This window comes from Streptomyces cyaneochromogenes, from assembly GCF_003963535.1.
In the GTDB taxonomy this organism is placed as follows: Bacteria; Actinomycetota; Actinomycetes; order Streptomycetales; family Streptomycetaceae; genus Streptomyces; species Streptomyces shaanxiensis.
The window spans coordinates 4,822,793-4,849,158 of sequence record NZ_CP034539.1; the positions used below are offsets into that span (position 1 = coordinate 4,822,793).

Genomic DNA, 26,366 nt, shown 5'->3' on the forward strand with positions numbered 1-26,366 from the left:
GGAGGACTCCGTGACCGCAAGTGCCCTGCCCGTCAAGGCTGTTGACCCCACCGAAGAACTGGGGAAGGAACTCGACCGCGTCCGCTCCGACGTCATCGCGGCACGCGGCGCGGACGACGCCCACTACATCCGCACCGTGATCGCCGTCCACCGCGGCCTGGAAACCGGCGGCCGTCTCGCGCTCTCGGTCTCGCTCTTCCCGCCCGCCTGGTGCGCCGGCACCGCGATGCTGACCGTTGCCAAGACGCTGGAGAACATGGAGCTGGGCCACAACATCCTGCACGGCCAGTGGGACTGGATGGGCGACCCGGCGATCCACTCGACGACCTGGGAGTGGGACTTCGCCACTCCCGCCGACGCCTGGAAGCGCACCCACAACCACCTGCACCACACCTACACCAACGTCGTGGGACGCGACCGCGACCTCGGCTACACCATCCTGCGGATGAGCCCCGAGCAGCCCTGGCACCCGGTGTACCTCCTCCAACCTCTGTACGCCGCGCTGCTCGCGCCGGTCTTCGAATGGGGCATCGCCCTGTACGACCTGGAGGCGGACGCGGTCGCCGACGGCCGCAAGAGCGTGCGGAGCTTCCTCGGCGACGTGGCCGGACTGGCACGGAAGGCGGTCCACCAGTTCGCCAAGGACTATGTCCTCTTCCCGCTCCTCGCGGGCCCCTCCGCCGTCCCCTGCCTCCTCGGCAACCTCACCGCGAACGCCCTGCGCAACGTCTGGGCCCACACCGTCATCTTCTGCGGCCACTTCCCCGGCGACGTTCAGACCTTCACGGAGGACCAGATCGAAGGCGAGACCCGCGGCCAATGGTACGAACGCCAGATCCAGGGCTCGGCGAACATCGACGGCGGCCTCCTCTTCCACGTCCTCTCCGGCAACCTCGGCCACCAGATCGAGCACCACGCCTTCCCGGACCTCCCCAGCAACCGCTACGGCGAGGTCGCGCCCCGGGTACGGGAGATCTGCGCCCGGCGCGGACTGCCGTACATCACCGGACCGCTGTGGCGGCAGTACGCGTCGATGTGGGGGCGTGTACTGCGCCACGCCGTGCCCTAGGTGTATTGACCCGCAGCGTTGTTCACGCGGCTGATCGGTGGGTGGCCGCCGAGTGCGGTGTGGCAGCGATGGTGGTTGTAGGTGTGCAGGAACGGGCCGGACACCGGCAAGGTGTTCACCGAAGCGCCTCCGCGACGCTCACGCACGGGAGGCGGCGGCGACATCCGCGAGATCGCCGAGAGGCAGCGAAGCTGATCCCCGGTCTCGCCCGGCGGCCGACGATTAGGTCGGACGCGCTGGTGCCGCGAGGTACCCGGAGTAGCGTGGTCGGGGAGGCGAATCGCGTCTTCGCACCGGATCCCGAACGAGGGTGGTCCCCGTGACCCACTCCGAGTCAACCCCTGGTCCCCGGAACTTGCCGAGTGGTGTGCACCATGCCGTGCGGCCGGGGACCGTGCTGCTCCGGCTGGAGACGACGGCATCGCGCGAAGGCATCCTCGACGGCGCGTGGTGGCCGCGATCGCGGGACATCGGTGCGGAGTTGCCCGCGCTGCTGAGCGCGCTCACGGGGCACCTCGGCCCGTTGACCCGTGTCGGGCTGGACGCCACGGCCTGGGACGGGCTCCCGACGAGGATCGTCGTGGACGACCGGGTGGTGCACATCGACTCCTTCCCGGTGGGCGACAGCACCGTCCTGATCACCCGGGGCGAGACGGACGTGTTCTCGCTGCTGGTGGTCCCGCCGGACGCGACCCCCGAGGCCGCCCACGCGGCGATGGCTCAGGCTGCCCGAGCCGACAATCTCAGCCCGGCGAAGCAGATCCTCATCGACACGGGAAGCGGACAGACGCCGCAGCAGTGACGCGCGGACCGAGCCGCCCCACGGCCGAGACCGGCGGTGTGGCCGACCGCACCGCTCCCCCGCGCCCTACCGGCCGAAGCCGTCCTCAGCCCGTGCCAGGATGCGCTGGGCCGACAACGAGTTCCACGGATCGGCGGCGGCGGTCAGCAGGCGCTCGGCCGTTCGGACCGGCTCCTCGGGCGGGATGACCAGGAGTTCCCACTGCCCCACGGTGCCGCAGTCCAGGGTGATGGTGTGCTCCTCGTCGGCGGCGTAGGTCAGGACGACCTCGATCACGTGGTCGGGCGCCGATATCGTCCGCGGGGAGTCGGCCCACGTCGCGGCACCCACCGTGACGCGGGTGACTGTGCCATGGCCGGGGTCCAACGAGCCCACGAGCGCAGGCAATTCCAGTTCCAGGGCGTCACAGCGTGGCCACCATGCTCCGTCCAGCGGACCGTGGCTGGCCTCCGGCGTGAGGCTCAGTCGCGACAGCGGCATCGTGTATGTGTGCGCGTCACCCGGTGGGGTGCTTCCGGCGGGCGTTGTGGGGGAGTCCATCGAGCGGTCCCGTCCTGGGCGGCCCTCGGACCGCCCTCGTTCGTCACTCGCCGGGAACGGCGCCGTCGTGATCGTGCGCCCGACATGCTCTCGGTGTCTCCCAGGCTACGCCCGCCCCCGCCCGGCATCCCGAGGCACCGGCACCGCAGGGGCGCTCTCGCGGGACAGGGTCAGCACGCAGGGAGCGCCCCGACCGGGCAGCCCGATGAGCTCTCCGTGGTTCCGCCAGCCCCACGACTCGTAAGCGGCCTGTGCGGCCCGGTCCGCCGGGTGGAGCAGGGCGACCCCGAGTGCCGCGTGCCGATCGACCAGCAGGCGCTGTTGCAGGAGGCGGCCGATGTCGCGGTGCTGGCCGTGATGCTGCGCCACGACCTGGGTGAGGAGCAGGAACCCGGTACGGCCGGTGAGCCGCCCGATGCACTCCTGCAGCCCTCGCTCGGACCGGCCGCCGGGGCCAACGGGAAATCCGAAGGCACATCCCACCGGTACCGTCGTCTCGGCGAGCAGCAACGCGAACCCGGTCCGTCGTGCGCTGACGGCAAGCCGCCACAGGAAGTCGAGCCGTTCTCGGTGCGCCTGTCCGGAGGAGCCCGCGACGGGTTCCACCACCAGGTCGGCGATGTCCTCGCTCATCCCCTCCGTCTGCCGGCGAGTCAGCCGGCGCAGACGAATCCCGTCCTTGACCACCGGCACAGCCGCACTGTCGCCGGACGCGTGTGTCCCTCCGGCCGACGCGACCGACGCAGATGTGTCCAGCAGATCATGGAGCAGCGCGGGTGGCACCGGATGGACCGGGGCCGCGAGGAGCAGGGGTGCGGAGCCGGTGACCGCGAGGAGCCGGGTGATCTGTGCGCACGGATGGTGCAGCCGCAGCGCGGCGTGCACCCGCTCGGCACGGCGTGACGCCGTTAGGAACACGTCCAGGCCCTTGGCGTCGCAGGAGTCGACGGTGGTGAGATCGACGTCGATGACGGTCATGCCGTCGCGCAGGCACCGCTCCAGCGCGGCCCGCAGCAGGGGTGCCGTGGCCGGCCCCACCTCGCCCAGGAGCGTGACCAGGGCCCGCTCCCCCTTGTCACGCCGGTGGATGTCCAGCCGCCGCACCGCCATCCCCGTCCCTCGACAGGGATTCACAACGACAGGGGAAGTGCGCGGAGTTGCAGTGATCGCAGCGTACATGATGCCGACCCGTCTCCGCACCGTCCGCTCGGACGGCCCGGGGTTCGTCTCACGCCGAGGACGACCCAGCAGGGCGGCCGGAATGCACGATGCCCTCGGTATCTCCACCGTACGCCGCCGACGACCTCGACCCACGGTATCGGGCGGGCTCGTCCGAACCGAGCGCACCGCCTGCCGAGGGCTCGTGGAGACATCCGGGGCAGACGGCCCACTGGTGGGGCACACTGCCTGGCTCCACGCCCACTCGGGTACCCGCCCAGGCCCCACACAACCCGCCACAGGCGCGCACAATTCCCGCTCACGCATGGGCCGGAGAACGAAGCAGCGCCCGACCCGACCGAAGCCGACTCAGGCGCTGCGTAGCAGGTCAGAAGGGGTTTCCCCTCCCCGCCACCGGTAGGCCCTGTGGGACTCGAACCCACAACCAATGGATTAAAAGTCCACTGCTCTGCCAATTGAGCTAAGGGCCCAGGCGATGTTGCCACCCCGAGCATAGCCGCACGTGGCCGAGTCTCCGATCGGGTATCGGGGACACGGCCGCGTCGTCGTCGGCGGAGGGCGGTGGAATGAGCCGTCAGTGGCCCTGATGCGACGAAGTGCTACGGATCGACCGGTTCGGGTGCCCCCGCACGCCCCGCCTCCCGAGCCGCCGTCCGCTCGTGCTCGGGATTGAGGAACCAGTGCCGAGCCGAGACCCCCCACCAGATCGCGGCGAAGCCCAGGACGACCAGGACGGCGACCGGGGCGTAGTTGAAGGTCTCCCAGGTGACCGGGGAGACCTGCGGCAGCATGAACAGCACCGTGATCACGCCGACCCACGCCACCGCCACCACTCCCACGACCCCGGACCAGCGGCCCAGATGCCACGGCCCCCGCTCGAAGGCCTCGCCCTTCCGCAGCCGCAGCAGCGTCGGGATGACGTACGCGATGTAGAGGCCGATCACCGCGATCGAGGTCACCGCCGCGTACGCCGTGACGTTGATCAGGTACGGCAGGCCGAGCACCAGCGCCCCGCCCGCCGCCAGCCACACCGCCGCGACGGGCGTGCGGGTGCGCGGGCTGACCGTGTGCCAGACGTGCGAGAAGGGCAGCGCACCGTCGCGCGAAAAGGCGTAGATCATGCGGCTGTTGGCCGTCACGGACGCCATCCCGCAGAACAGCTGCGCCCCGATGACGACGAGCAGCAGCAGCTTGCCGGCGGTGGCGCCCAGCGCGTCGAGCAGGATCTGCGCCGGGGGCGCGCCCGTCGCGGAGTTCAGCGCACCGTCGTAGGACTGGATCGCGAAGGTGAAGCCGAGGAGGAGGACGAATCCCGCGATCCACGACGTCCAGATCGACTGCACGATCCCCTTCGGGCCGGCCGTCGACGCGTCGTGCGTCTCCTCCGTCATGTGGGCGGAGGCGTCGTAGCCGGTGAAGGTGTACTGGGCCATCAGCAGGCCGAGCGCGACCACGTACACCCCGCTGCCCCAGCCGGTGTTGTTGACGAACTCCGTGAACACGAAGGACGCCGACTGGTGCTGGTCGGGGACGAAGGTCAGCGCGCCGACGATCACCGCCACGCCGATCACGTGCCACCACACGCTCACGCTGTTGAGGATCGCGACGATCCGCACGCCGAAGGTGTTCAGCAGGCCGTGCAGCACCAGGATCCCCGCGAAGAGCAGGATCGTCCGGCCCGGTGTCACCTCGAAGCCGAACTGCAGGTTCAGATACGCGCCCAGGAAGGACGCGGCCCCGAAGTCGATGCCGGCCGTCACCGCCACCTGGCCGAGGACGTTGAACCACCCCGTGAACCACGCCCAGGCGGCGGCCGTACGGGGCGGAGCGAGCCGGTGCGCCCAGAAGTACAGGCCGGCGGAGGTCGGGTACGCCGAGCAGATCTCGGCCATCGACAGGCCGACGAAGAGCGTCATCAGGCCTACGGCCACCCAGCCCCAGGTGATCACCGCCGGGCCGCCGGTGTTCATGCCGAACAGATACAGCGTCAGACAGCCCGACAGGACCGAGATGATCGTGAAGGAGACCGCATAGTTGGAGAACGCCGACATGCGGCGGGCGAGAACCTGCGTGTAGCCGAGCTGGGCCAGCCGCTCCTCGTCGGAGAGATTTCCGTCCGGCCGCCCACTCGCTATGGCGTCATCTGTCATGTCCCCAGCGATTCCCGCGCCGGGGGCATGACACACGTCACAGCTTGGCTAGAAAAGGCCCTTGTACCCCTGCCAGCCAGTCGCGATCTTCACCCGCGCCCCGAACGACCCCTTGCCATCACCGTTGTTGCGCCAGACATTGCCGCTGCCGTCCCGCGAGACGAGGTCGGCCTTCCCGTCCCCGGTGATGTCCCCGGGGCCGACGATCACGTTGTAGCCGGTGCCCCAGCTCGCGAAGACCTTCACGCGGTCCTTCAGCAGACCGTTGCCGAGACCGTCGTAGCGCCACAGCGTCCCGGCCTTGTCGCGGGCGAGGACATCCCCGTGGCCGTCGCCGTTCAGGTCACCGGCGCCCAGGATCTTCGTGTAGCCGGTCCACGCCGAACGGATCTTCTTCGCGGCCGCCAGCGTGCCGTCGCTCTTCGCCGCGAACAGGTGGATGTCCCCGGTCGAGGCCTTCCGCGCCAGCAGATCGGCCCGCCTGTCCCCGGTCAGATCGCCGGGCGAGGTGAGCACGTCGTACGCGTTCCAGCCGGTGCCCAGCTTCGTGTACGCCATCGAAGTCTCCGGCGCCAGACCGCACTTGACCTTGTAGCCGCGCAGCGAGCCGTCGCTCATCCGCACCAGCACGTCGTTGCACCGGTCGCCGTTCAGATCCCCGAAGGGCACCGCGACCGCCTTCGTGGACCAGCCGCTCCCCGAGACCTTCCCGGAGAAGGTGCCCTTGCCGGTGCCCTGCTGGAAGGTCAGGGTGCCGGAGGAGTTGAGGGTGAGCAGGTCGCCGGCGCCGTCGGGCAGCCCGTCCGGGCCCACGTGGTCGTGGCGCGCGGGGTTGCCGTGCATCAGCTTCACTGAGCCGCGCACTTCCAGGGGGGCGCCGACGCCGTCGGCCGGGGTGACGGTGAGCGTCCAGTCGTAGGTCCCGTTCGGCAGGAACACGTCCCCCTGGACCGCCGGGTCGTCACCGTGCCAGCCGACATTCAGCTCACCGCGCGCCGCCTCGCCGTCCACGCCGTCGCCGTAGACCTTGCCCGTGGCGCGATGACGCACGGTCAGGTTCCAGCCCGACGACGGCTTCGACAGCGGCACGGTGGTCAGGGTGTCGGGCGCCGTGTCGATCTCGCGCGCCTCGACGGACGGCGCGTTGCGCACCGGCCCGAGCAGCCGCAGCGGCTGCTGCGCCACCCCGGAGGGTACGAGGTGGACGCGCTCCTGATCATCGACGTAGGCCGCGTTCGCGCCCGACTCGTCGACGGTCCAGCGCACGTCGCGCTGCGAGACGCCGGTGTCGGGCAGATCGCCGATGACCCGGCTCACGGGCGTGCCGTCCGCGACGGTCGTCATCGTCAGCTTCCCGGCCTGCCTGTCGTGCGTGACGACGAACCCGTCACCGAGCTCGGCCTCACCGCCCGGCACGGGCACGGACGCCTTCGCCGTACGGTCGTAGACCCCGGCTGTGCCGTCCGCGCAGGTCCAGTACAAGTACCACCCCAGCGCCTGGAGTTCCGTGAAGGAGCAGTCGGCGTCGGTGGTGAGGGTCTCGGTGGTCTTCTTGGCGGTCAGGTCGTACGCCGTGACACCGCCGGGGGTGGTGCCCGCGGTCCACAGGGTGTCGCCGGAGAGGGCGGCCGCGCCGGGGGCGCGGGTCACCGCCGGCGTACCGTCGTTGCCGATCTTGAGGACGGTCTGCTGGGTCGCGGTCGTGTGGATCAGATACTCGCCGGAGACATCGGTGATCCGCCCGCCCGCCGGGACCCCGCGCTGCCAGAATGTGTAGGGGGCGGACCCGTTGACCCGGAGAAGGTCGTAGCCCGCCGAGTCCTTCATCAGCCAGACGGCCCGGTCGTCGGCGGTGTTGTGCAGGGCGCAGCCGCCCTCCTGCGCCGGGCAGTCGTACATCACCAGCTCGGTTCCGTCGTACGAGGAACGCTGGCCGAAGGTGGGCGTGCCGGTGGCGGCCACTGTCCGTACGTAGGTGTCGCGGTATCCGGCCCAGCTCTTGTCGGCGACGAGCAGCCGGCCCTGCTCCAGGGCCAGGCCCTGGATCTTGTACGGCGGCTTGGGGAGGGCCTTGACCATGGTGACCGTCGGCCTGCCGTCGGCGCCCGGGTGGATGCGCTGGATACCCCAGTCGTCGGCGCCCGTGCGCCCGACCACGACGGCGGTGCCGTCCGGGGCGGCGGAGATGCCGGAGCCGGAGGAGGGCAGCACGGTCACCGGGTCCCCGCCCGCGATCGGAACGGCGGTCACCGGCGCGGTGCCGCCGGCGCGGTGGACGAGCCAGTCGCCGACCACGGAGAGGTCGTCGGCGGGGGCGGTCGTGTCGGCACCGTCCAGCGTCACCTCGGTGGGGGCGGCCGACAGGTCGGAACGGGAGTAGACGTACACCTTGGAACTGGCGGGGCCACCGTAGACGGCCAGGTGATCCGGCGAGATCTTGGCGTATATGGCGGGCAGCGGCGGGGTCCAGCTCTGGACCTGGCCGGTCGCCGGGTCGACGGCCACCATATGGGTGTTTCCGTCCAGCGCGGCGCGGAAGAACAGCGTCGTCGCGTCGCCCCGCACGGGCCCCGCCAGCTTCATGCCCGCGGGTTCGCCTCCGACGGTCACCTCACGCGTGCTCCCGTCGGGCCGCGGGGTCAGCAGACGGGTGATCCGCGTGGTGGTGCCGTCCTCGGCGGGGACGATCTCCAACGTGACGACGGTGCTGCCGAAGACGCCGAGCGTGTTGTGCCCGTCCGGCACCTGGACGGTGGCGGTCGTGCCGTCGACGGGGTTCCAGAAGTCGACGGTACGGCCGTGGCGGTAGGCGAGGACGTCGCTGCCGGTCCCCACCGCGATCGCCGAGCTGTTGAAGGCCGGCGCGTCGAAGGACCTGCCGTCGTCGTACCGCGTCCACACCTGCCTGGGGTGGCCCTCCATCCGGTGGAACACGCCCTGCGCGCCCGCGCCGTCCCCGCCGATGGTGATGTCGGGGCTGATCAGGGTCGCCGACGTGTACGTGCTGCGGTAGGTGGCCGGCACCACCGTCTCCTGCGGCGCCTCCTCAGCCGACGCGGTCGGCAGCAGCGGGCTCAGCCCCGCCGCGAGCGCCGCGGACGCGGCGACGGCGATGGCGGCGCGTCTCGCGCGTGTGAGACGTACGAAGGCATGACGGGCCAAGGCGTTCCCTCCCCAGGAAGACGAGGGGGGAGCGGGCGCTGCGTCAGATCTGCTTCGGATGCCCCCGGCCCGGCCGTCGCACCCCCCTCAAAAGTGAGCTGATCTTACAGTCGACCCACACCCGTCGCACAGCGAAGCGCCGTGACCCGAAGGGGCCACGGCGCTTCGCTCACTCACTCGGCGTCAGCCGTTGCGCTTCCAGCGCGGCTTGTCCTCGCGGCGCCCGAAGGACGAGCCGCCGGTGCTGCCGCGGTGGTCGTCACGGCGGCCGTAGGGACGCTCGTGGCCGCCGGAGCGGAAGCCCGGACGGTCGTCACGACGGTCGCGGTTGAACGGACGGTCGCTGCCACGGTGCCCACCGCGCTCGTCACGGCGCTCGAAGGGACGGCCGGACGGACGGTCGTCGCGACGGAAGCCGCCACGGTCGTCGCGGCGCTCGAAGGAACGGCCACCACGGTCACGGTCGAAGGTACGGCCACCGCGGTCGTCCCGACGGTCGTCGCGACGGAAGCCGCCACGGTCGTTGTCCCGACGCTCGAACCCACGGTCGCCACGGTCACGGTTGAACCCACCGCGGTCGTTGTCCCGACGCTCGAAGGAACGCCCACCCCGGTCATCGCGACGGTCGTCGCGACGGAAGCCGCCACGGTCGTTGTCCCGACGCTCGAACCCACGGTCGCCACGGTCACGGTTGAACCCACCGCGGTCGTTGTCCCGACGCTCGAAGGAACGCCCACCCCGGTCGTCCCGGCGGTCGTCCCGGCGGTCGTCCCGGCGGAAGCCGCCACGGTCGTTGTCCCGACGCTCACGACGCTCGTACGCCGGAGCCTCCGCCCGGTCGACGTCCTGCGCCGCCGGCTGCTCGGGCACGGCCACCTCGACGGCCTGGGCGGCCTCGGCCACCGCGGCCTGCGCCTCGGCCACCGCGGCCTCCGGGTCGTCACCGCGCTCACGCGCCGCGCGGGCCACGAGCCGGTCGGACTCCTCACGCAGCTCGACGGCACGCCGCTGCGCCCGCTCCAGCTGCTTGGTGAGCTGGGCGACCTCACGCTCGGCCTGCTGGGCGGCGTTGCCCGCGGACTCGGCCTGCACCTCGGTCATCGAACGGGCGCCGGTGATCTCGGCGACCTCCGGGTCGAAGGCGTTGCCGCCCTGGATGATGTGGCGCGAGGCGTCGACGCCCGCGTCCTCCATCAGCCGGAAGATCTGGCGGCGCTGGTGCGGCAGCGAGAGGGAGACGACCGTGCCGGTACGCCCCGCACGCGCCGTACGGCCGGCCCGGTGCAGGTAGTCCTTGTGGTCACCGGCGGGGTCGACGTTCAGCACCAGGTCGATGCCGTCGACGTGGATACCGCGCGCGGCGACGTCGGTCGCGACGAGGACGTTGACGTACCCGTCCTTGAAGTCGGCCAGCGTCCGCGTCCGCGCGCCCTGCGTCATGCCGCCGTGCAGCGCGTCGGCCTTGGCGCCGGCTTCGCGCAGCTGCTCGGCGACTCGGTCGGCGCCCAGCTGGGTGCGGACGAAGATGATGGTGCGGCCCTTGCGGGAGGCGATCGCGGCGGTGACCGGCGCCTTGTCCTTGGGCTTCACGATCAGGATGTGGTGCGACATGGTCGTCACCGCGCCCTGGGCGGCGTCGACCTCGTGAAGGACCGGGTCCGTCAGGTAGCGGTCGACGAGGGTCTTGATCTCGTTCTCCATGGTCGCGGAGAACAGCATTCGCTGACCGCCCGCCGGAACCTGGTCCAGCAGCTCGGTGACCTCGGGCAGGAAGCCCAGGTCGGACATCTGGTCGGCCTCGTCGAGCACGGCGACCTCGACGTCCTGCAGCGAGCAGGCGCCGCGGTTGATGATGTCGCGGAGGCGGCCGGGAGTGGCGACCAGCACATCCACACCCCGCTCCAGGGCGTAGATCTGGTTGCCCATCGACGTACCGCCGCACACGACCTTCATCTTCAGGCCGAGCTGGTCGCCGTAGGGCTGGAGGGCGTCCGCGACCTGCATCGCGAGCTCCCGGGTCGGGGTGAGGATGACGGCGCGCGGACGGTGCTTCTCGGTGCGGCCGCCGGAGAGACGGGCCAGCGTCGGCAGACCGAACGACAGCGTCTTGCCGGAGCCGGTACGACCGCGCCCCAGGATGTCCTTGCCGGCCAGGGCGTCCGGGATGGTCGCGGCCTGGATCGGGAAGGGGGTGGTCACGCCGTTCTGCGCGAGCTTGCGCACGACGCCCTCGGGGAGACCGAGGTCGGCGAAGGTGACCGTGGGGGTCTCCTCGACCTGCTCGTTCTCGCCGTTCTCGGGCACGACGACGTGATCAGTACTGGAAATGGACATGCGTATGCGAAACCTTCCGGAGTCTCGTCGGCACGCGCCCGTCAACTCCGTGATTCGCAATACGACCGCCTCAATGCGGTCAGCCACGGCAAGGGAGAGTACGCGCCACACGGCGCGCTCTGCGGTGGCGCCGGGCAAATGGGATCAAACGATCTACCACCATACGCACCCCCAGCCCCCCAAGGCAAACCGACGGCCACCCGTGTAGGCAACGTCACGTATGACCGCCCCGCCGGCCCTGCCTCACGCCGGTGCCCCCGCGGCCGGCGCCGGCTCCCGCTGGGCCAGTTGCGGCCCCGTCTCCTGGTGCGCCGACGACGACGGCTCGGCCTGCGTGGGTGTCGGCGTGGCGGACGTCGGCTGCTCGGTCGGCGTCGGTTCGGGATCCGCCGTCCGGGTGGGCGTCGGCTCGGCCGTACGCGTGGGTCCCGGCTGCTGGCTCTCCCCCGGCCGCCCCGGCTTGCCCCCCGCCGGAGCGGACGCGCTCACCTCCGCGGACGGCGAGGCCGAGGGCGCCGCGGACTCGCCGGCCTTCTTCTTCCGCGCGCCCTTGCCGTCCTTGTCCTTGCCCCGCTCCCGCTTGCCGCCCTCCGCATGGGCCCCGTCCCCGGCCCCACCGCCGGACACGGCCGACCCCCCGTCGGGCGCCTCACCACCCCGCTGCCCGGCCGACTGCGACGGCTTCGCACTCCCGCCTCCGCCGTCGTCGCCCACGCTCATGCAGCCGGCGGCAGCGGCGACGGCCATGACCGTGGCGGCCAGACGGACGGGTACGTACAAGGGGCGCACGCGAGCCACCTCCAAGGGCGGGCGAAGAAGTCAACCTGCCCAACTCCCGCCGCCCACAAGAGGACACGCGCTCCGCGACAGAGCCTCACACCGGCACGACCGGCGCTCGCTCACCCGTACCCGAGCGCGTGCAGCCGCTCGTCGTCGATCCCGAAGTGATGCGCGATCTCGTGCACCACCGTCACCTCGGTCTCCTCGACGACCTCCTCCCGCGACTCGCACATCCGCAACGTCGGCCCCCGGTAGATCGTGATCCGGTCCGGCAGCACCCCGGCGTACCACTCCCCGCGCTCGGTCAGCGGCGTTCCCTCGTACAGCCCGAGCAGCTCGGGATCGTCCGCGGGCGGTTCGTCCTCGACGAACACCGCGACGTTGTCCATCAGCCGCGTCAGCTCCGGCGGAATCCGGTCCAGCGCCTCGGCGACCAGTTCCTCGAACTCCTCGCGCGTCATCTCCAGCACAGGCCCATTGTCGGGTACGACACCCAGGATGCCGCGGGGCAGGAGCCGCCAACGGCCCCGCATATCCATCCCGGCGCCTGGGCATACGGGACCAATGGCCCGCGTCCCCGCCGCAGTCCTGAAGGCCCTCGGTCACCTCCCCAGGGCCCCACACGCCCTGGCCCGCCGCTACGCCAACCGCCGCCCGCACCCCACCCCGGAACTCGTGTCCCAGCCGCACCCCTGGACACGCGCCCTGGGCCTGGTGACCGTCGCCCTCGTCGGCACCTGGCTCGGCCTGCTGATCGTCGGCAACGTGCGCGTCCCGGTCGGCCCCATGGACACGACGATGACCCTGCGCCCCTCCCTCACCGGCGGCACGAAGATCAACGTCTCTCCGCTCGGCGCCCTCCAACTCGACAGCCACGTGGCCCCCGTGCGCCTGGACGTCAACGTCGACCAGCTGGACGCAGCCCGCTCCCAGGCCCTCGTCGACCACCCCGAACGTCTCTCCGGCCTCCAGGACGAGGTCTCCCAGGACGTCGCCCACGGCACCCGCGACCTGGCCGTACGCAGCTGCGTGGCCGTCGTCTCCGGCGCCACCGCGCTGGGCCTCGCCGTCTACCGCCGCCCCCGCCGGGCCCTCGCGGCCGGCGGCCTGGCCCTCACCCTCCTGGCCGCCTCCGGAGGCACGGCGTTCGCCACCTGGAACCCCGAGTCGGTCCTGGAGCCGAGGTTCTCGGGCCTGCTCTCCTCGGCCCCGTCCCTGGTCGGCAACGCACGCAGCATCGTCACCGAATTCGACGTCTACCAGAAGGAGTTGGCCCGCCTGGTCACCAACGTGACCAAGCTCTACGACGCCACGTCCACGCTCCCCGCGTACGCCCCGGACCCGAGCACCATCCGTGTCCTGCACGTCTCCGACATCCACCTCAACCCCGCGAGCTGGAAGATCATCGCCTCGCTCGTCGACCAGTACAAGGTCAACGTGATCGTCGACTCCGGCGACACCATGGACCACGGCACGGCCGCCGAGAACGGCTTCCTGGACCCCATCGAGGACCTCGGCGCCCCCTACGTCTGGGTCCGCGGCAACCACGACTCCCGCGTCACCCAGCGCTATCTGGAAGACCTGAAGAACGTCCACGTCCTGGACGACGGCAAGGCGAAGACCATCGCGGGCCTGCGCTTCGCGGGCATCGGCGACCCCCAGTTCACCCCCGACCGCTCCCAGGTCCCCGGCGGCGACGCGGCCAACGAACTGGCGGGCGCCCGCCTGGCCACGTCCCTGCGCGACCAGGAAGCCGCCGGCACCCCCGTCGACGTGGCCGTCGCCCACGAACCGGTGGCCGCCCGCCAGACCGACGGCGAGGTCCCCCTGGCCCTCGCCGGCCACCTCCACCACCAGGAGATGGAGGTCCTGCCGTACGGCACGCGCCTGCGCATCGAGGGCTCCACGGGCGGCAGCGGACTGCGCGCGATCGAGGGCGAACACCCCGACCCCATCCAGACGTCGATCCTCTACTTCGACCGCGACACCCGCCGCCTGCAGGCCTGGGACGAGATCGAACTGGGCGGCCTGGGCCTGACGACGGCGGAGGTACGCCGCCACCTCCCCGAGGAGAACCAGCCGGGCGCGACGGGCTCCCCCAGCCCGTCCGTCACCTCCCCCACCCCCAGCCCGTAAACCGTTTTGGCGATACCTCCCGCCATCCCATATGCTTCTCACGTCCCCGACGCGCTGAGAAGCGCCCAGGCGGGCCGATAGCCCTCATCGTCTAGCGGCCTAGGACGCCGCCCTTTCAAGGCGGTAGCACGGGTTCGAATCCCGTTGGGGGCACGCAGTACGGTGTGCGACACTGTCGTACGCATCGCTTGGTCCTGTGGAGCAGTTTGGAGTGCTCGCCACCCTGTCAAGGTGGAGGCCGCGGGTTCAAATCCCGTCAGGACCGCTGAGGCTTCTCGAAGCCTCATGGCTGGGTAGCTCAGTTGGTACGAGCGTCCGCCTGAAAAGCGGAAGGTCGCCGGTTCGACCCCGGCCCCAGCCACCGCAGCCCTGACCAGGGCGAACACCCCCTCAGGGACCTCCCCGAGGGGGTGTTCTCATATCCCCGCACCCACCCCACTCGCTACCCCGCCCAGGCGGAGGCCGCGCCCGCGGCGCAGCCGCAATCGGGTACAGCACATCCCGTCAGGACCGCTGAGGCTTCTCGAAGCCTCATGACTGGGTAGCTCAGTTGGCACCAGCGTCCACCTGGCCGTATCGGATTGCGGCTGCGCCGCGGCCGGAAGGTCGCCGGTTCGACCCCGGCCCCAGCCACCGCAGCCCTCACCAGGGCACGCGGCCCCACCGAAGATCTTCGGTGGGGCCGTTTCCGTGTCGGACCAGACCGTGCGCGGGGGCCGGCACAAAAGGGTTCGACCCTTCTTTCGCCGGGATGAGATCCTGGATCGCGTATGTCTACGCACCCTGCCCCCGCCCTCGGCCCCCTGGCCCCCCGCCTGAGCGAGCTCTCCCTGCGCGACGCGCACCGGCTCGGTCGGCGGCTCGAAGGTGCGCGCAAGATCCGTAAGCCGGAGGCGCGCGCCGCCGTGCTCGCCGAGATCGAGGCGGAGATCGCCAAGGGCGAGGAACGCATCGCCACCCGCCGCACGCGCGTACCGGTGGTGACGTACCCCGAACAGCTGCCGGTCAGCCAGAAGAAGGACCAGATCGCGGCCGCCATCCGCGACCACCAGGTCGTGATCGTCGCCGGTGAGACCGGGTCCGGAAAGACCACGCAGATCCCGAAGATCTGCATGGAGCTGGGCCGCGGCGTACGCGGCATGATCGGCCACACCCAGCCCCGCCGCATCGCCGCGCGCACCGTCGCCGAGCGGGTGGCGGAGGAGCTCGACACGCCCCTCGGCGAGTCCGTCGGCTGGAAGGTCCGCTTCACCGACCAGGTGAACCAGGACGCCACCTTCGTCAAGCTGATGACCGACGGCATCCTGCTCGCCGAGATCCAGACCGACCGCGAGCTGCGCGCCTACGACACGATCATCATCGACGAGGCCCACGAGCGGTCCCTCAACATCGACTTCCTGCTCGGGTATCTCGCGCAGCTGCTGCCGAAGCGTCCCGATCTCAAGGTCGTCATCACCTCCGCGACCATCGATCCCGAGCGGTTCTCCCGGCATTTCGGCGACGCGCCGATCATCGAGGTCAGCGGGCGGACGTATCCCGTCGAGGTGCGCTACCGGCCGCTCCTCGAAGAGGACTCCGACGACGCAGACCGCGACCAGATCACCGCGATCTGCGATGCCGTCGAGGAGCTCCAGGGCGAGGGCAAGGGCGACATCCTCGTCTTCCTCTCGGGAGAGCGGGAGATCAGGGACACCGCCGACGCGCTGGTGAAGAAGAACTACCGCTTCACCGAGGTGCTCCCCCTCTACGCCCGCCTCTCGCACGCCGAGCAGCACCGCGTCTTCCAGCCCCACACCGGGCGCAGGATCGTTCTGGCGACCAACGTCGCCGAGACCTCGCTCACCGTCCCGGGCATCAAGTACGTCATCGACCCCGGCTTCGCCCGGATCAGCCGGTACAGCCACCGCACCAAGGTGCAGCGGCTGCCCATCGAGGCGATCTCGCAGGCCAGCGCCAACCAGCGCAAGGGCCGCTGCGGCCGTACGTCGGACGGCATCTGCATCCGCCTCTACTCCGAGGACGACTTCCTCGCCCGCCCGGAGTTCACGGACGCGGAGATCCTGCGGACGAACCTCGCCTCCGTCATCCTGCAGATGACCGCGGCCGGGCTCGGCGACATCGACAAGTTCCCGTTCATCGACCCGCCGGACCACCGCAACATCCGCGACGGCGTGCAGCTCCTGCAGGAGCTCGGCGCGCTGGACCCGACGCAGAAGGACGTACGCAAGCGGCTCACGGACACCGGCCGCAAGCTCGCGCAGCTCCCCGTCGACCCGCGCCTGGCCCGCATGGTCCTGGAGGCCGACAAGAACGGCTGTGTCCGCGAGGTCATGGTCATAGCGGCCGCGCTCTCCATCCAGGACCCTCGCGAACGCCCGGCCGACAAGCAGGCCCAGGCCGACCAGCAGCACGCCCGCTTCAAGGACGAGACCAGCGACTTCCTCGCCTATCTCAACCTCTGGCGCTACGTCCGCGAGCAGCAGAAGGAACGCGGATCGTCGTCCTTCCGCCGGATGTGCAAGCAGGAGTACCTGAACTTCCTGCGCATTCGCGAATGGCAGGACATCTACTCGCAGTTGCGCACGGTCGCCAAGCAGATGGGCATCCACCTCAGCGAGGACGACGCCCCGGCCGACCGCATCCATGTCTCCCTCCTCGCCGGCCTGCTCTCGCACATCGGCATGAAGGACGTGAAGGAGTCCAAGGACTCCGGCCCGGGCGGCGCCCGCAAGGAGGGCGGCCGCAACGAGTACCTCGGCGCCCGCAACGCCAAGTTCGCGATCTTCCCGGGCTCGGCCCTCTTCAAGAAGCCCCCGCGCTTCGTGATGTCGGCGGAGCTGGTGGAGACGAGCCGCCTGTGGGCCCGCGTCAACGCGAAGATCGAGCCCGAGTGGGTCGAACCGCTCGCCGAGCACCTGATCAAGCGCACCTACTCCGAACCGCACTGGGAGAAGGACCAGGCGGCGGTGATGGCGTACGAGAAGGTCACGCTGTACGGCGTCCCGATCATCGCCCAGCGCAAGGTGAACTACGGCCGCGTCGACCCCGAGGCCAGCCGCGAGCTGTTCATCCGCAACGCCCTGGTCGAGGGCGACTGGCGCACGCACCACAAGTTCTTCGCCGACAACCGCAGGCTCCTCAGCGAGGTCGAGGAGCTGGAGCACCGGGCCCGGCGCCGGGACATCGTCGTCGACGACGAGACGCTGTTCGACTTCTACGACCAGAAGGTCCCCGACCACGTCGTCTCCGGCGCGCACTTCGACTCCTGGTGGAAGCACAAGCGGCACGAGGAGCCGGAGTTCCTGGACTTCGAGCGCGAGATGCTCATCCGGGAGTCGGCGGCGGCGGTCACCAAGGCCGACTATCCCGACTCGTGGCGGCAGGGGCAGCTCAAGTTCCGTGTCACGTACCAGTTCGAGCCGGGCGCGGACGCCGACGGCGTGACCGTCCACATCCCGCTCCAGGTCCTCAACCAGGTCACGGACGAGGGCTTCGACTGGCAGATCCCGGGCCTCAGGGAGGAGTTGGTGACGGAGCTGATCCGTTCCCTCCCGAAGCCGATCCGCCGCAACTACGTGCCGGCGCCGAACTTCGCGCAGCGGTTCCTGGACACGGCGGTGCCGCTGCAGGAGCCGCTGACGGTGACCATGGCGCGCGAGCTGAAGCGCATGGTCGGAGTGCCCTTCACCGCCGACGACTTCGACTGGCCCAAGGTCCCCGACCACCTGCGCATCACCTTCCGGATCGTCGACGAGCGCCGTCGCAAGCTGGCCGAGGACAAGGACCTGGAGACCCTGAAGCTCCGTCTGAAGCCGAAGGCACGGCAGGCCCTCTCGCAGGCCGCGGCGGCCACCGCCTCCCGCGAGGGCGGCGAGTCCCTGGAGCGCAAGGGCCTGACCGACTGGACCATCGGCTCCCTCACCCGCGTCTTCGAGACCCGTCGCGCCGGCCAGCCGGTCAAGGCGTATCCGGCGCTGGTCGACGACGGCGACACGGTGTCGGTCCGCCTCTTCGACACGGAGGCGGAGCAGCAGCAGGCGATGTGGAAGGGCACGCGCCGGCTGATCCTCCGCAACATCCCGGTCAACCCGGCGAAGTTCGCGTCCGAGAAGCTCACGAACGCCCAGAAGCTGGCGCTGTCCGCCAACCCGCACGGCTCCATCCAAGCCCTGTTCGACGACTGCGCGATGGCGGCCGCGGACAGGCTGATCGGCGACTTCGGGGGGCCGGCGTGGGACGAGGAGTCGTATCGGAAGCTGTACGACAAGGTGCGCGCCGAGATCGTCGACACGACGGTCCGTGCGGTGGGCCAGGTGCAGCAGGTCCTCGCCGCCTGGCAGGCCGCTGAACGCCGCCTGAAGGCCGTACGCAGCCCCGCCCTGCTCCCGAACCTCACGGACGTGCGAGGGCAGCTGGACGCCCTTGTGAAGCCCGGATTCGTGACCGAGGCCGGTCTGCGGCGCCTGCCCGACCTCATGCGCTACCTGATCGCGGTGGACCGCCGTCTCCAGCAGATGCCGACCAACGTCCAGCGCGACACGACGCGCATGGAGAAGGTCCACGAGATGCGGGACGAGTACGCCTGGCTTCTGGAACAGATGCCGCAGGGCCGCCCGGTGCCGCAGCAGGTCCTGGACGTCCGCTGGATGCTGGAGGAGCTCCGCGTCAGCTATTTCGCCCACGCGCTGGGCACGGCGTACCCCATCTCCGACAAGCGGATCGTGAAGGCGATCGACACGCTCGCCCCGTAACGGAGCGTGTACGCTGGGTGAGTTCGACCGGGGGCTCACCCTCCTGTACAGTCTCTTCTCGCAGCGCAACGCACGAATGGCGCAGCGAAATCTGGTCCTGTGGAGCAGTTTGGAGTGCTCGCCACCCTGTCAAGGTGGAGGCCGCGGGTTCAAATCCCGTCAGGACCGCAGTGAAGCAGAAGGCCCGCTCCCGTCGAGGGACGCGGGCCTTCTTCATGTCCGGCAGTAGGAGTCTCGCAGGGCAGGCGCCCTCGAGGACGAGGCCCTTGAGGGCCGAAGCGGGGGTCTGGGGGCGGCAGCCCCCAGCGACGGCCACCACAGCACCGGGCACCCGCCAAGGCGCCGGGCACACAAACAGCCGCGCCCGGCGGAGCCCCACGCCACCTTGACGGAGTCACATTCGCTCGGTACCCAGAAATCAGGGCTCTTCCCGGCACGGCTCCCCGGAGGTGGCGCATGGCGGCATCGGCTAGGCACGAAACGCGGGCCTTGCTCCGCGCCCACCTGTCGGCCGCCACCTCGTACCGCCACCTGACCCGCCACTGCCCGATCTGCCACCGCCTGCTGCGGCTCGCGATGGACTCCGCCCCGCGCCCCGTCCAGACGGCTCCGGACGAGGTCAGCGAGGACGAAACCGCTTCCACCGCGTGAGCCTCGCGGGATGCCAACTCCCGTGCGGGCATGGGGTGCTGGAACCCGAGAACCCCATTAGCGCACTTGGGTCGATGACAACAAGCTCCCCGGTATGTGACGGGTGTCACCGCATGAGTTTCCGGAAGCGCGGTACTTACACCCCACCTACAACTGGTCAATTTAATATGTGCAATTGCACCAACTGACGGGGATCGACCCGCACACGCTCAGCAACCACCCAGAGCGACTCCACAGGAGATCCGACCCCCCTCCCCAGACTCCGACAAGCCTCCCCACAGGAGGACGGCCGGCACACGCTCCGCACACAAAAAAGATCGCGCTGGACCCGGCGGAGTCCAGCGCGATCTACGACGCACCCTTGTTGCGTGCCTGCGAAGCTCTGATCGGCTTGGGCGTGGGCTCTGTTGGGGCAGAACCCGCGTCGCTTGGAGCTAGAGTTCGGGCGCCACGGCAAGTTGGGGGAACCGCCGGTTTGCCCGGTTATGCAGTTGTTCAGGCCTCGCTGCGCTGCTGCGGGATGCCCGCGAGCAGCGCGCGGACCTCAGCCTCGCGGTAGCGGCGGTGTCCGCCGAGCGTACGGATGGAAGTAAGCTTCCCGGCCTTCGCCCACCGCGTGACCGTCTTGGGGTCGACGCGGAACATCGTGGCGACCTCAGCCGGGGTCAGCAGCGGCTCGGCATCAGGGGTGCGAGCGGTCATGAGCGGCCTCCTCGGGAGAACCGAACCTTCTCGGTTCTTTCCTCTAAATTCTGCACCTTGACCCGCGTTGCCCGAAATGGCGCACACGAGTCGAGTCGGTTATAGGACGAACGGCTTGTCCTCGGCACTACAACTACACCATCTGTCCAGCCGCGTCGGCCAAACCGATGGAATTGCCCTCCCAGGTGTTCATCAGCGACGGAAGCCGATGGACCATGCCATAGCGGACAGTCACGCCACTGTGACGATCAGTCACAGTGGCGTGCAGGAGTCTCAAGACCCCCCATAGCGTGCAATGTCGAGATGGAGCCCTCCCCGGACTCCTTGTCCTATTTTGGCACGAGGAGGGGTTAGGGGCGCAAGGGCCGCGTACGTGCGGTCCGTCACGCTTACGCGCGTTGACGCATCCTTGATACATACGCCCGGATCGGGCCCTACGTCCCTTGTTGACGTGGCATCAAGAACCTCAGAGCGAGCACGAAACCCCAAAACGGGCGCCCCGTCAAACGCCAGTTCGTTACGTCACACAGTGTGTCAGATCACACCGGACGCAGTGCGTCAGGTCACACTGGCCCGGCTCAGTTCGCCGAGCGCCGGTCCCGCACCGCCCGCCACCGCTCCACGAGCCGCGCGTAAGCCGCCCCCGCGGCCGCCCCGTCACCGTGTCGCAGCGCCTCGATGCCGGCGGCCACGTCGGCCGCCGAGTGGTCGTCCTCCAGATCGCCGGCCGGCAGGGTGTGCACCAGGCCGCCGTAGTCCAACTCGACCAGCGAGCGCGGGTGGAACTCCTCCAGCCAGCGCCCGACGTCCACGAGGCCGTCGATGAGCGGCCCCTCGTCGATGGCGTCCTTCAGCGTCCGCAGGGCCCGCGCCACCCGCCGCCGGGCCTGCACCATCGGAGTCCGGTAGCGCAGCATCGGCGGGATGTCGCCCGAGCCCTTGTCGAAGCGCCGCTCCTCGTCCGACACCAGCACGAACCAGTGCAGCGGCACCTGCCAGGCCGCGGTGCGGATCCACGGCCGCGCGTCCGGGTTGCGGGCCAGCCAGCGCTCGTAGTCCTGGGCCGCCTGGTGCCGTACGACCTCCGGCAGCGCCGCGTCCAGCACCGGCTTCGGCAGCTCCTCGGGGAGCTCTCCGAGCGCCTGCCAGCCGCGCAGCCGGGTGCGCCACGGGCACACGCACAGCACCCCGTCGACCTCCGTGACGAAGGCGTCGCTGCTCTCGTGCACCGGCACCGGGATGGGCGGGGTGGGCAGCAAGTCGGCGAGGGAGCGGCGCAGTTCGTCCTGGTACGACGGACGGTCGGGGCGGCGGGCGTAGCGGTCCCAGTGGCCGCGCTCCGGCTCCGGGAAGGCGGCCAGCGGCTCGTAGACGCGCAGATAGGTCGCGTACGGGACGATCACCGGGGACACCTTGGGCACGCCTGCTCCCTCCCCCGCCGTCTGCCAGGAAAACCTGCGAAACCCGCTGACAAACGTGCGGGAAATCTATGCAAATCGTCGCACGGCCTTACTCCGCGAGTAGGTGATCCTGAGCACTGCGGGTTGGACGGGCGCCAACGGGTCTAATCTCATGCTCACAGCCCCCGCCACCCGTACGGGAGCTCGCTCCAATCGCCGCCAGTACTCAGGAGTCACCACAGTGACCGACGTAACACACGGCGTCCTGCACACCCTGTTCCACTCGGACCAGGGGGGTCATGAGCAAGTCGTGCTCTGCCAGGACCGCGCCAGCGGCCTCAAGGCCGTCATCGCCATCCATTCCACCGCGCTGGGCCCCGCTCTCGGCGGTACGCGCTTCTACCCGTACGCGACCGAGGAAGAAGCCGTCGCCGACGCGCTGAACCTCGCGCGCGGGATGTCGTACAAGAACGCCATGGCCGGTCTCGACCACGGCGGCGGCAAGGCCGTGATCATCGGCGACCCGGACCGGATCAAGAGCGAGGAGCTGCTGCTGGCCTACGGCCGGTTCGTGGCCTCGCTCGGCGGCCGGTACGTCACCGCGTGCGACGTCGGTACGTACGTCGCCGACATGGACGTCGTGGCCCGCGAGTGCCGCTGGACGACCGGACGCTCCCCCGAGAACGGCGGCGCCGGCGACTCCTCCGTGCTCACCGCCTTCGGCGTCTACCAGGGCATGCGCGCCTCCGCACAGCACCTGTGGGGCGACCCGTCGCTGCGCGGCCGCAAGGTCGGTATCGCGGGCGTCGGCAAGGTCGGCCACCACCTGGTGGAGCACCTGCGCGCGGAGGGCGCCGAGGTCGTCATCACGGATGTCCGCGAGGAGGCCGTCGGCCGGATCCTCGCGGCGCACCCGGACGGGGTGACGGCCGTCGCCGACACCGCGACCCTGATCCGCGTCGAGGGCCTCGACATCTACGCCCCCTGCGCGCTCGGCGGGGCCCTGAACGACGACACCGTGCCGGCGCTGACCGCCACGGTGGTGTGCGGCGCGGCCAACAACCAGCTCGCCCACCCGGGCGTCGAGAAGGACCTCGCCGACCGAGGGATCCTCTACGCGCCCGACTACGTGGTGAACGCCGGCGGTGTCATCCAGGTCGCCGACGAGCTGCACGGCTTCGACTTCGACCGGTGCAAGGCGAAGGCTGCGAAGATCTACGACACCACGCTGGCCATATTCGCTCGTGCGAAGACGGACGGGATTCCGCCGGCCGCCGCGGCCGACCGGATCGCCGAGCAGCGGATGGCGGAGGCACGCCGGGCGCTCTGAGAAGTGGAACGGTTCCGGCCGGAATCCGAAAACGGACCCGGCCGGAACCCAATAACACGGGTTTGGCCGGTACCCGCGGGTGGGCAGTTGGAGAGAACTCTCACTTCTACCGGCGGGTCGACCGCCAAGAAGTGGTTAAAATCGCGGTTGACCAGCGAGGACGGGGCGCCTCGAAGGTCCTGGGCACACGCGCGTGCTGCGGGCGACGTACCGTATGGGCGCGGGCTCAGGTACCGTGGAAGCCCTACGGACCGGCCTCTCCACGGAGAGTCCGTTCCAGATCATGAACGCGTGTCGAGACTCTGGGGCCGTCGAGCCCCGTCACCGAGGGGGTCGAGCCATGGGGCGCGGCCGGGCCAAGGCCAAGCAGACGAAGGTCGCCCGCCAGCTGAAGTACAACAGCGGCGGGACTGACCTGTCGCGTCTGGCCAACGAGCTGGGCGCTTCGACTTCGAACCAGCCGCCGAACGGCGAGCCGTTCGAGGACGACGAAGACGACGACGACCCGTACGCGCAGTACGCGGATCTGTACAACGACGACGACGAGGACGAAGAGGACGACGAGTCCGGTCCCACGTCGCAGCGTCGCGGCGCTTGACCTAGCGCGCTTCGCAGTTCCCGTCACAACTGCACTTCACCCGGTCCGGGGCTTCGGCACTGGACCGGGTTTCGTGCTGCCGCCCGGGCATCCTCGGGCGGCGCTCCTACTTCGAGTACGAGCCCACCATCGCGGCGCCCGTCTCGTGGTCGCCCCTGTCCGTGATCTCGCCGGCGACCCACGCCTCGACCCCGCGGTCGGCCAGCGTCGCCAGCGCCGCCTCGGTGGACTCCTCGGGCACGATCGCGATCATGCCGACGCCCATGTTCAGGGTCTTCTCCAGCTCCAGAAGCTCGACCTGACCGGTCTTGCCGACGAGGTCGAAGATCGGAGCCGGGGTCCAGGTGGTGCGGTCGACGATCGCGTGCAGGTCGTCCGGGATCACCCGGGCCAGGTTGGCGGCCAGACCGCCACCGGTGACATGGCTGAACGCGTGCACGTCCGTGGTTCGGGTGAGGGCCAGGCAGTCCAGCGAGTAGATCTTGGTCGGCTCCAGCAGCTCCTCGCCGAGGGTGCGGCCGAGTTCGTCGATCTGTGCGTCCAGGGCGAGACCGGCCTGGTTCAGCAGGACGTGGCGGACCAGCGAGTACCCGTTCGAGTGAAGCCCGGACGCCGCCATGGCGATCACCGCGTCACCCGTACGGATGCGATCGGGGCCCAGCAGGCGGTCGGCCTCCACCACGCCCGTACCGGCGCCGGCCACGTCGAAGTCGTCCGCGCCCAGCAGACCCGGGTGCTCGGCCGTCTCGCCGCCCACCAGGGCGCAGCCGGCGAGCACGCAGCCCTCCGCGATGCCCTTGACGATGGCGGCGACCCGCTCGGGGTGGACCTTGCCGACGCAGATGTAGTCGGTCATGAACAGCGGCTCGGCGCCACACACCACGATGTCGTCCATCACCATGGCGACCAGGTCGTGGCCGATGGTGTCGTAGACGCCCAGCTGGCGCGCGATGTCGACCTTGGTGCCGACGCCGTCGGTGGCGGAGGCGAGCAGGGGGCGCTCGTAGCGCTTGAGGGCGGAGGCGTCGAAGAGGCCGGCGAAACCGCCGAGGCCGCCGAGGACCTCGGGGCGCTGGGTCTTCTTCACCCACTCCTTCATCAGCTCGACCGCGCGGTCGCCCGCCTCGATGTCGACGCCCGCGGCTGCGTAGCTGGCACCAGTTGTCTCAGACATGGCAGTAGAGAACCTTCGTGTCGTACGGCAGGCGTTTCTTAAAAAAGCACAGCACGGGCCGCTTACGGGCGGCGGATCGCGTCGGCGGCGGCCGTGGCGGCCGGGCCGGCGGCCAGCTCCGTCTCCAGGAGCTGCTTGCCGAGCAGCTCGGGGTCGGGGAGCTCCATCGGGTACTCGCCGTCGAAGCAGGCGCGGCAGAGATTCGGCTTGGCGATGGTGGTCGCCTCGATCATGCCGTCGATGGAGATGTACGAAAGGGAGTCGGCGCCGAGCGAGGTGCCGATCTCATCGATCGTCATGCCGTTGGCGATGAGTTCCGCGCGGGTGGCGAAGTCGATGCCGAAGAAGCAGGGCCACTTCACCGGCGGCGAGGAGATCCGGATGTGGACCTCGGCGGCGCCCGCCTCGCGGAGCATGCGGACCAGGGCGCGCTGGGTGTTGCCGCGCACGATGGAGTCGTCGACGACGACCAGGCGCTTGCCCTTGATGACTTCCTTGAGCGGGTTCAGCTTCAGGCGGATGCCGAGCTGGCGGATCGTCTGCGAGGGCTGGATGAACGTACGTCCGACGTACGCGTTCTTCACCAGACCCGCACCGAACGGGATGCCGCTCGCCTCCGCGTAGCCGATGGCGGCCGGGGTGCCGGACTCCGGGGTCGCTATGACCAGGTCGGCCTCGACCGGGGCTTCCTTGGCGAGCTTGCGGCCCATCTCCACGCGGGAGAGGTAGACGTTCCGGCCGGCGATGTCGGTGTCCGGGCGGGCCAGGTACACGTACTCGAAGACACAGCCCTTGGGCTTCGCTTCCGCGAATCGGGAGGTGCGCAGGCCGTTCTCGTCGATGGCGACGAACTCGCCCGGCTCGATCTCGCGGACGTAGCTGGCGCCGACGATGTCGAGGGCGGCGGACTCGGACGCGGCGACCCAGCCGCGCTCCAGGCGGCCGAGGACCAGCGGGCGGATGCCCTGCGGGTCGCGGGCGGCGTAGAGGGTGTTCTCGTCCATGAAGACGAGGCTGAAGGCGCCCTTGACCTGCGGAAGGACCGTGTGGGCGGCCTCCTCGATGGTCAGCGGCTTGCCGTCCTCGTCGACCTGGGCCGCGAGCAGCGCGGTGAGGAGGTCGGTGTCGTTCGTGGCCGCGACGCGCGGAGTGCGGCCGCCTTCCTGCTTGGGCAGGTCGGCGACCATCTCGGCGAGCTGGGCGGTGTTGACGAGGTTGCCGTTGTGGCCGAGCGCGATCGAGCCGTGCGCGGTGGCGCGGAACGTCGGCTGGGCGTTCTCCCACACGGAGGCACCGGTGGTCGAGTAGCGGGCGTGACCGACCGCGATGTGACCCTGGAGCGAACCGAGAGAGGTCTCGTCGAAGACCTGGGAAACGAGGCCCATGTCCTTGAAGACGAGGATCTGGGAGCCGTTGCTGACCGCGATTCCCGCGGATTCCTGGCCCCGATGCTGGAGGGCGTAGAGCCCGAAGTACGTGAGCTTTGCGACCTCTTCGCCCGGAGCCCAGACACCGAAGACGCCACACGCGTCCTGGGGGCCTTTCTCGCCGGGGAGCAGATCGTGATTGAGTCGACCGTCACCACGTGGCACGGCTCCGAGTGTAGGC

The 26,366-nt window shown here is 70.1% G+C and carries 18 protein-coding genes and 6 tRNA genes; 12 read left to right on the forward strand and 12 right to left on the reverse strand.

The annotated features are described in order from the left end of the window. The first annotated feature begins 10 nt into the window (after positions 1-10). Positions 11-1,069, forward strand: coding sequence for a fatty acid desaturase family protein (locus EJ357_RS21765; protein ID WP_228473121.1), 1,059 nt, complete (start codon positions 11-13; stop codon positions 1,067-1,069). Positions 1,070-1,388: 319 nt separating this feature from the next. Further along, positions 1,389-1,871, forward strand: a complete 483-nt coding sequence (locus EJ357_RS21770) for a DUF5994 family protein (RefSeq protein WP_407698506.1) — start codon at positions 1,389-1,391, stop codon at positions 1,869-1,871. A 66-nt stretch (positions 1,872-1,937) separates the two neighbouring features. On the opposite strand, the gene EJ357_RS21775 is transcribed toward EJ357_RS21770, so the two are convergent. The 8 genes from EJ357_RS21775 to EJ357_RS21810 form a co-directional block, all read right to left on the reverse strand. Continuing rightward, positions 1,938-2,411, reverse strand: a complete 474-nt coding sequence (locus EJ357_RS21775; RefSeq protein WP_228473122.1) for a DUF5994 family protein — start codon at positions 2,409-2,411, stop codon at positions 1,938-1,940. A gap of 105 nt (positions 2,412-2,516) precedes the next feature. Continuing rightward, the gene (locus EJ357_RS21780) at positions 2,517-3,521 is read right to left on the reverse strand and encodes an STAS domain-containing protein (RefSeq protein WP_126393271.1); all 1,005 of its coding nucleotides are present in this window, start codon (positions 3,519-3,521) and stop codon (positions 2,517-2,519) included. Between the two features lie 466 nt (positions 3,522-3,987). Then, positions 3,988-4,060, reverse strand: a tRNA-Lys gene (locus EJ357_RS21785). 129 nt (positions 4,061-4,189) lie between these two features. Then, complete coding sequence (locus EJ357_RS21790) at positions 4,190-5,740, reverse strand: amino acid permease (protein WP_126393272.1); 1,551 nt, start codon at positions 5,738-5,740, stop codon at positions 4,190-4,192. Positions 5,741-5,788: 48 nt separating this feature from the next. Next, positions 5,789-8,902 (reverse strand): FG-GAP repeat domain-containing protein, encoded by a 3,114-nt coding sequence (locus EJ357_RS21795; RefSeq protein WP_228473123.1) that lies wholly within the window; start codon positions 8,900-8,902, stop codon positions 5,789-5,791. A 183-nt stretch (positions 8,903-9,085) separates the two neighbouring features. Further along, the gene (locus EJ357_RS21800; protein ID WP_126393273.1) at positions 9,086-11,236 is read right to left on the reverse strand and encodes a DEAD/DEAH box helicase; all 2,151 of its coding nucleotides are present in this window, start codon (positions 11,234-11,236) and stop codon (positions 9,086-9,088) included. Positions 11,237-11,479: 243 nt separating this feature from the next. Further along, on the reverse strand, positions 11,480-12,025 hold the full coding sequence (locus EJ357_RS21805; RefSeq protein WP_126393274.1) for a hypothetical protein: 546 nt from the start codon (positions 12,023-12,025) through the stop codon (positions 11,480-11,482). Positions 12,026-12,135: 110 nt separating this feature from the next. Then, a complete protein-coding gene (locus EJ357_RS21810; protein ID WP_188142321.1) occupies positions 12,136-12,486 on the reverse strand; it encodes a metallopeptidase family protein in 351 nt (116 codons plus the stop codon). Between the two features lie 94 nt (positions 12,487-12,580). Here EJ357_RS21810 and EJ357_RS21815 point away from each other — a divergent pair, with 94 nt between their 5' ends. From EJ357_RS21815 to EJ357_RS21845, 8 genes are all read left to right on the forward strand, one after another. Further along, positions 12,581-14,152, forward strand: a complete 1,572-nt coding sequence (locus EJ357_RS21815) for a metallophosphoesterase family protein (RefSeq protein WP_126393275.1) — start codon at positions 12,581-12,583, stop codon at positions 14,150-14,152. Positions 14,153-14,232: 80 nt separating this feature from the next. Next, positions 14,233-14,305 (forward strand) — tRNA-Glu (locus EJ357_RS21820). A gap of 37 nt (positions 14,306-14,342) precedes the next feature. Next, positions 14,343-14,417 (forward strand) — tRNA-Asp (locus tag EJ357_RS21825). A gap of 22 nt (positions 14,418-14,439) precedes the next feature. Beyond that, positions 14,440-14,513 (forward strand) — tRNA-Phe (locus EJ357_RS21830). A gap of 174 nt (positions 14,514-14,687) precedes the next feature. Beyond that, positions 14,688-14,785: transfer RNA gene (locus EJ357_RS48370), tRNA-OTHER, on the forward strand. Positions 14,786-14,922: 137 nt separating this feature from the next. Then, on the forward strand, positions 14,923-18,903 hold the full coding sequence (gene hrpA, locus EJ357_RS21835) for an ATP-dependent RNA helicase HrpA (protein ID WP_126393276.1): 3,981 nt from the start codon (positions 14,923-14,925) through the stop codon (positions 18,901-18,903). A 93-nt stretch (positions 18,904-18,996) separates the two neighbouring features. Further along, positions 18,997-19,071: transfer RNA gene (locus EJ357_RS21840), tRNA-Asp, on the forward strand. Between the two features lie 288 nt (positions 19,072-19,359). After that, the gene (locus EJ357_RS21845; RefSeq protein WP_126393277.1) at positions 19,360-19,554 is read left to right on the forward strand and encodes a DUF6274 family protein; all 195 of its coding nucleotides are present in this window, start codon (positions 19,360-19,362) and stop codon (positions 19,552-19,554) included. Between the two features lie 495 nt (positions 19,555-20,049). Here the strand turns inward: EJ357_RS21845 and bldC are convergent, their stop codons facing one another. After that, positions 20,050-20,256, reverse strand: coding sequence for a developmental transcriptional regulator BldC (gene bldC, locus EJ357_RS21850; protein ID WP_003949541.1), 207 nt, complete (start codon positions 20,254-20,256; stop codon positions 20,050-20,052). 578 nt (positions 20,257-20,834) lie between these two features. Next, complete coding sequence (locus EJ357_RS21855) at positions 20,835-21,677, reverse strand: hypothetical protein (RefSeq protein ID WP_126393278.1); 843 nt, start codon at positions 21,675-21,677, stop codon at positions 20,835-20,837. Between the two features lie 220 nt (positions 21,678-21,897). On the opposite strand from EJ357_RS21855, the gene EJ357_RS21860 reads away from it, so the two are divergent. After that, complete coding sequence (locus EJ357_RS21860; RefSeq protein ID WP_126393279.1) at positions 21,898-22,986, forward strand: Leu/Phe/Val dehydrogenase; 1,089 nt, start codon at positions 21,898-21,900, stop codon at positions 22,984-22,986. 340 nt (positions 22,987-23,326) lie between these two features. Then, entirely contained in the window at positions 23,327-23,584 is a 258-nt protein-coding gene (locus EJ357_RS21865; protein WP_126393280.1) for a DUF3073 domain-containing protein, read from the forward strand. Between the two features lie 106 nt (positions 23,585-23,690). Here EJ357_RS21865 and purM read toward each other — a convergent pair whose 3' ends face one another. After that, a complete protein-coding gene (gene purM / locus EJ357_RS21870; protein WP_126393281.1) occupies positions 23,691-24,758 on the reverse strand; it encodes a phosphoribosylformylglycinamidine cyclo-ligase in 1,068 nt (355 codons plus the stop codon). 62 nt (positions 24,759-24,820) lie between these two features. Beyond that, positions 24,821-26,350 carry an amidophosphoribosyltransferase gene (purF, locus tag EJ357_RS21875; protein WP_126393282.1) on the reverse strand — a complete coding sequence of 510 codons (1,530 nt, stop codon included), beginning with the start codon at positions 26,348-26,350 and terminating at the stop codon, positions 24,821-24,823. Between the last annotated feature and the right edge of the window lie 16 nt (positions 26,351-26,366).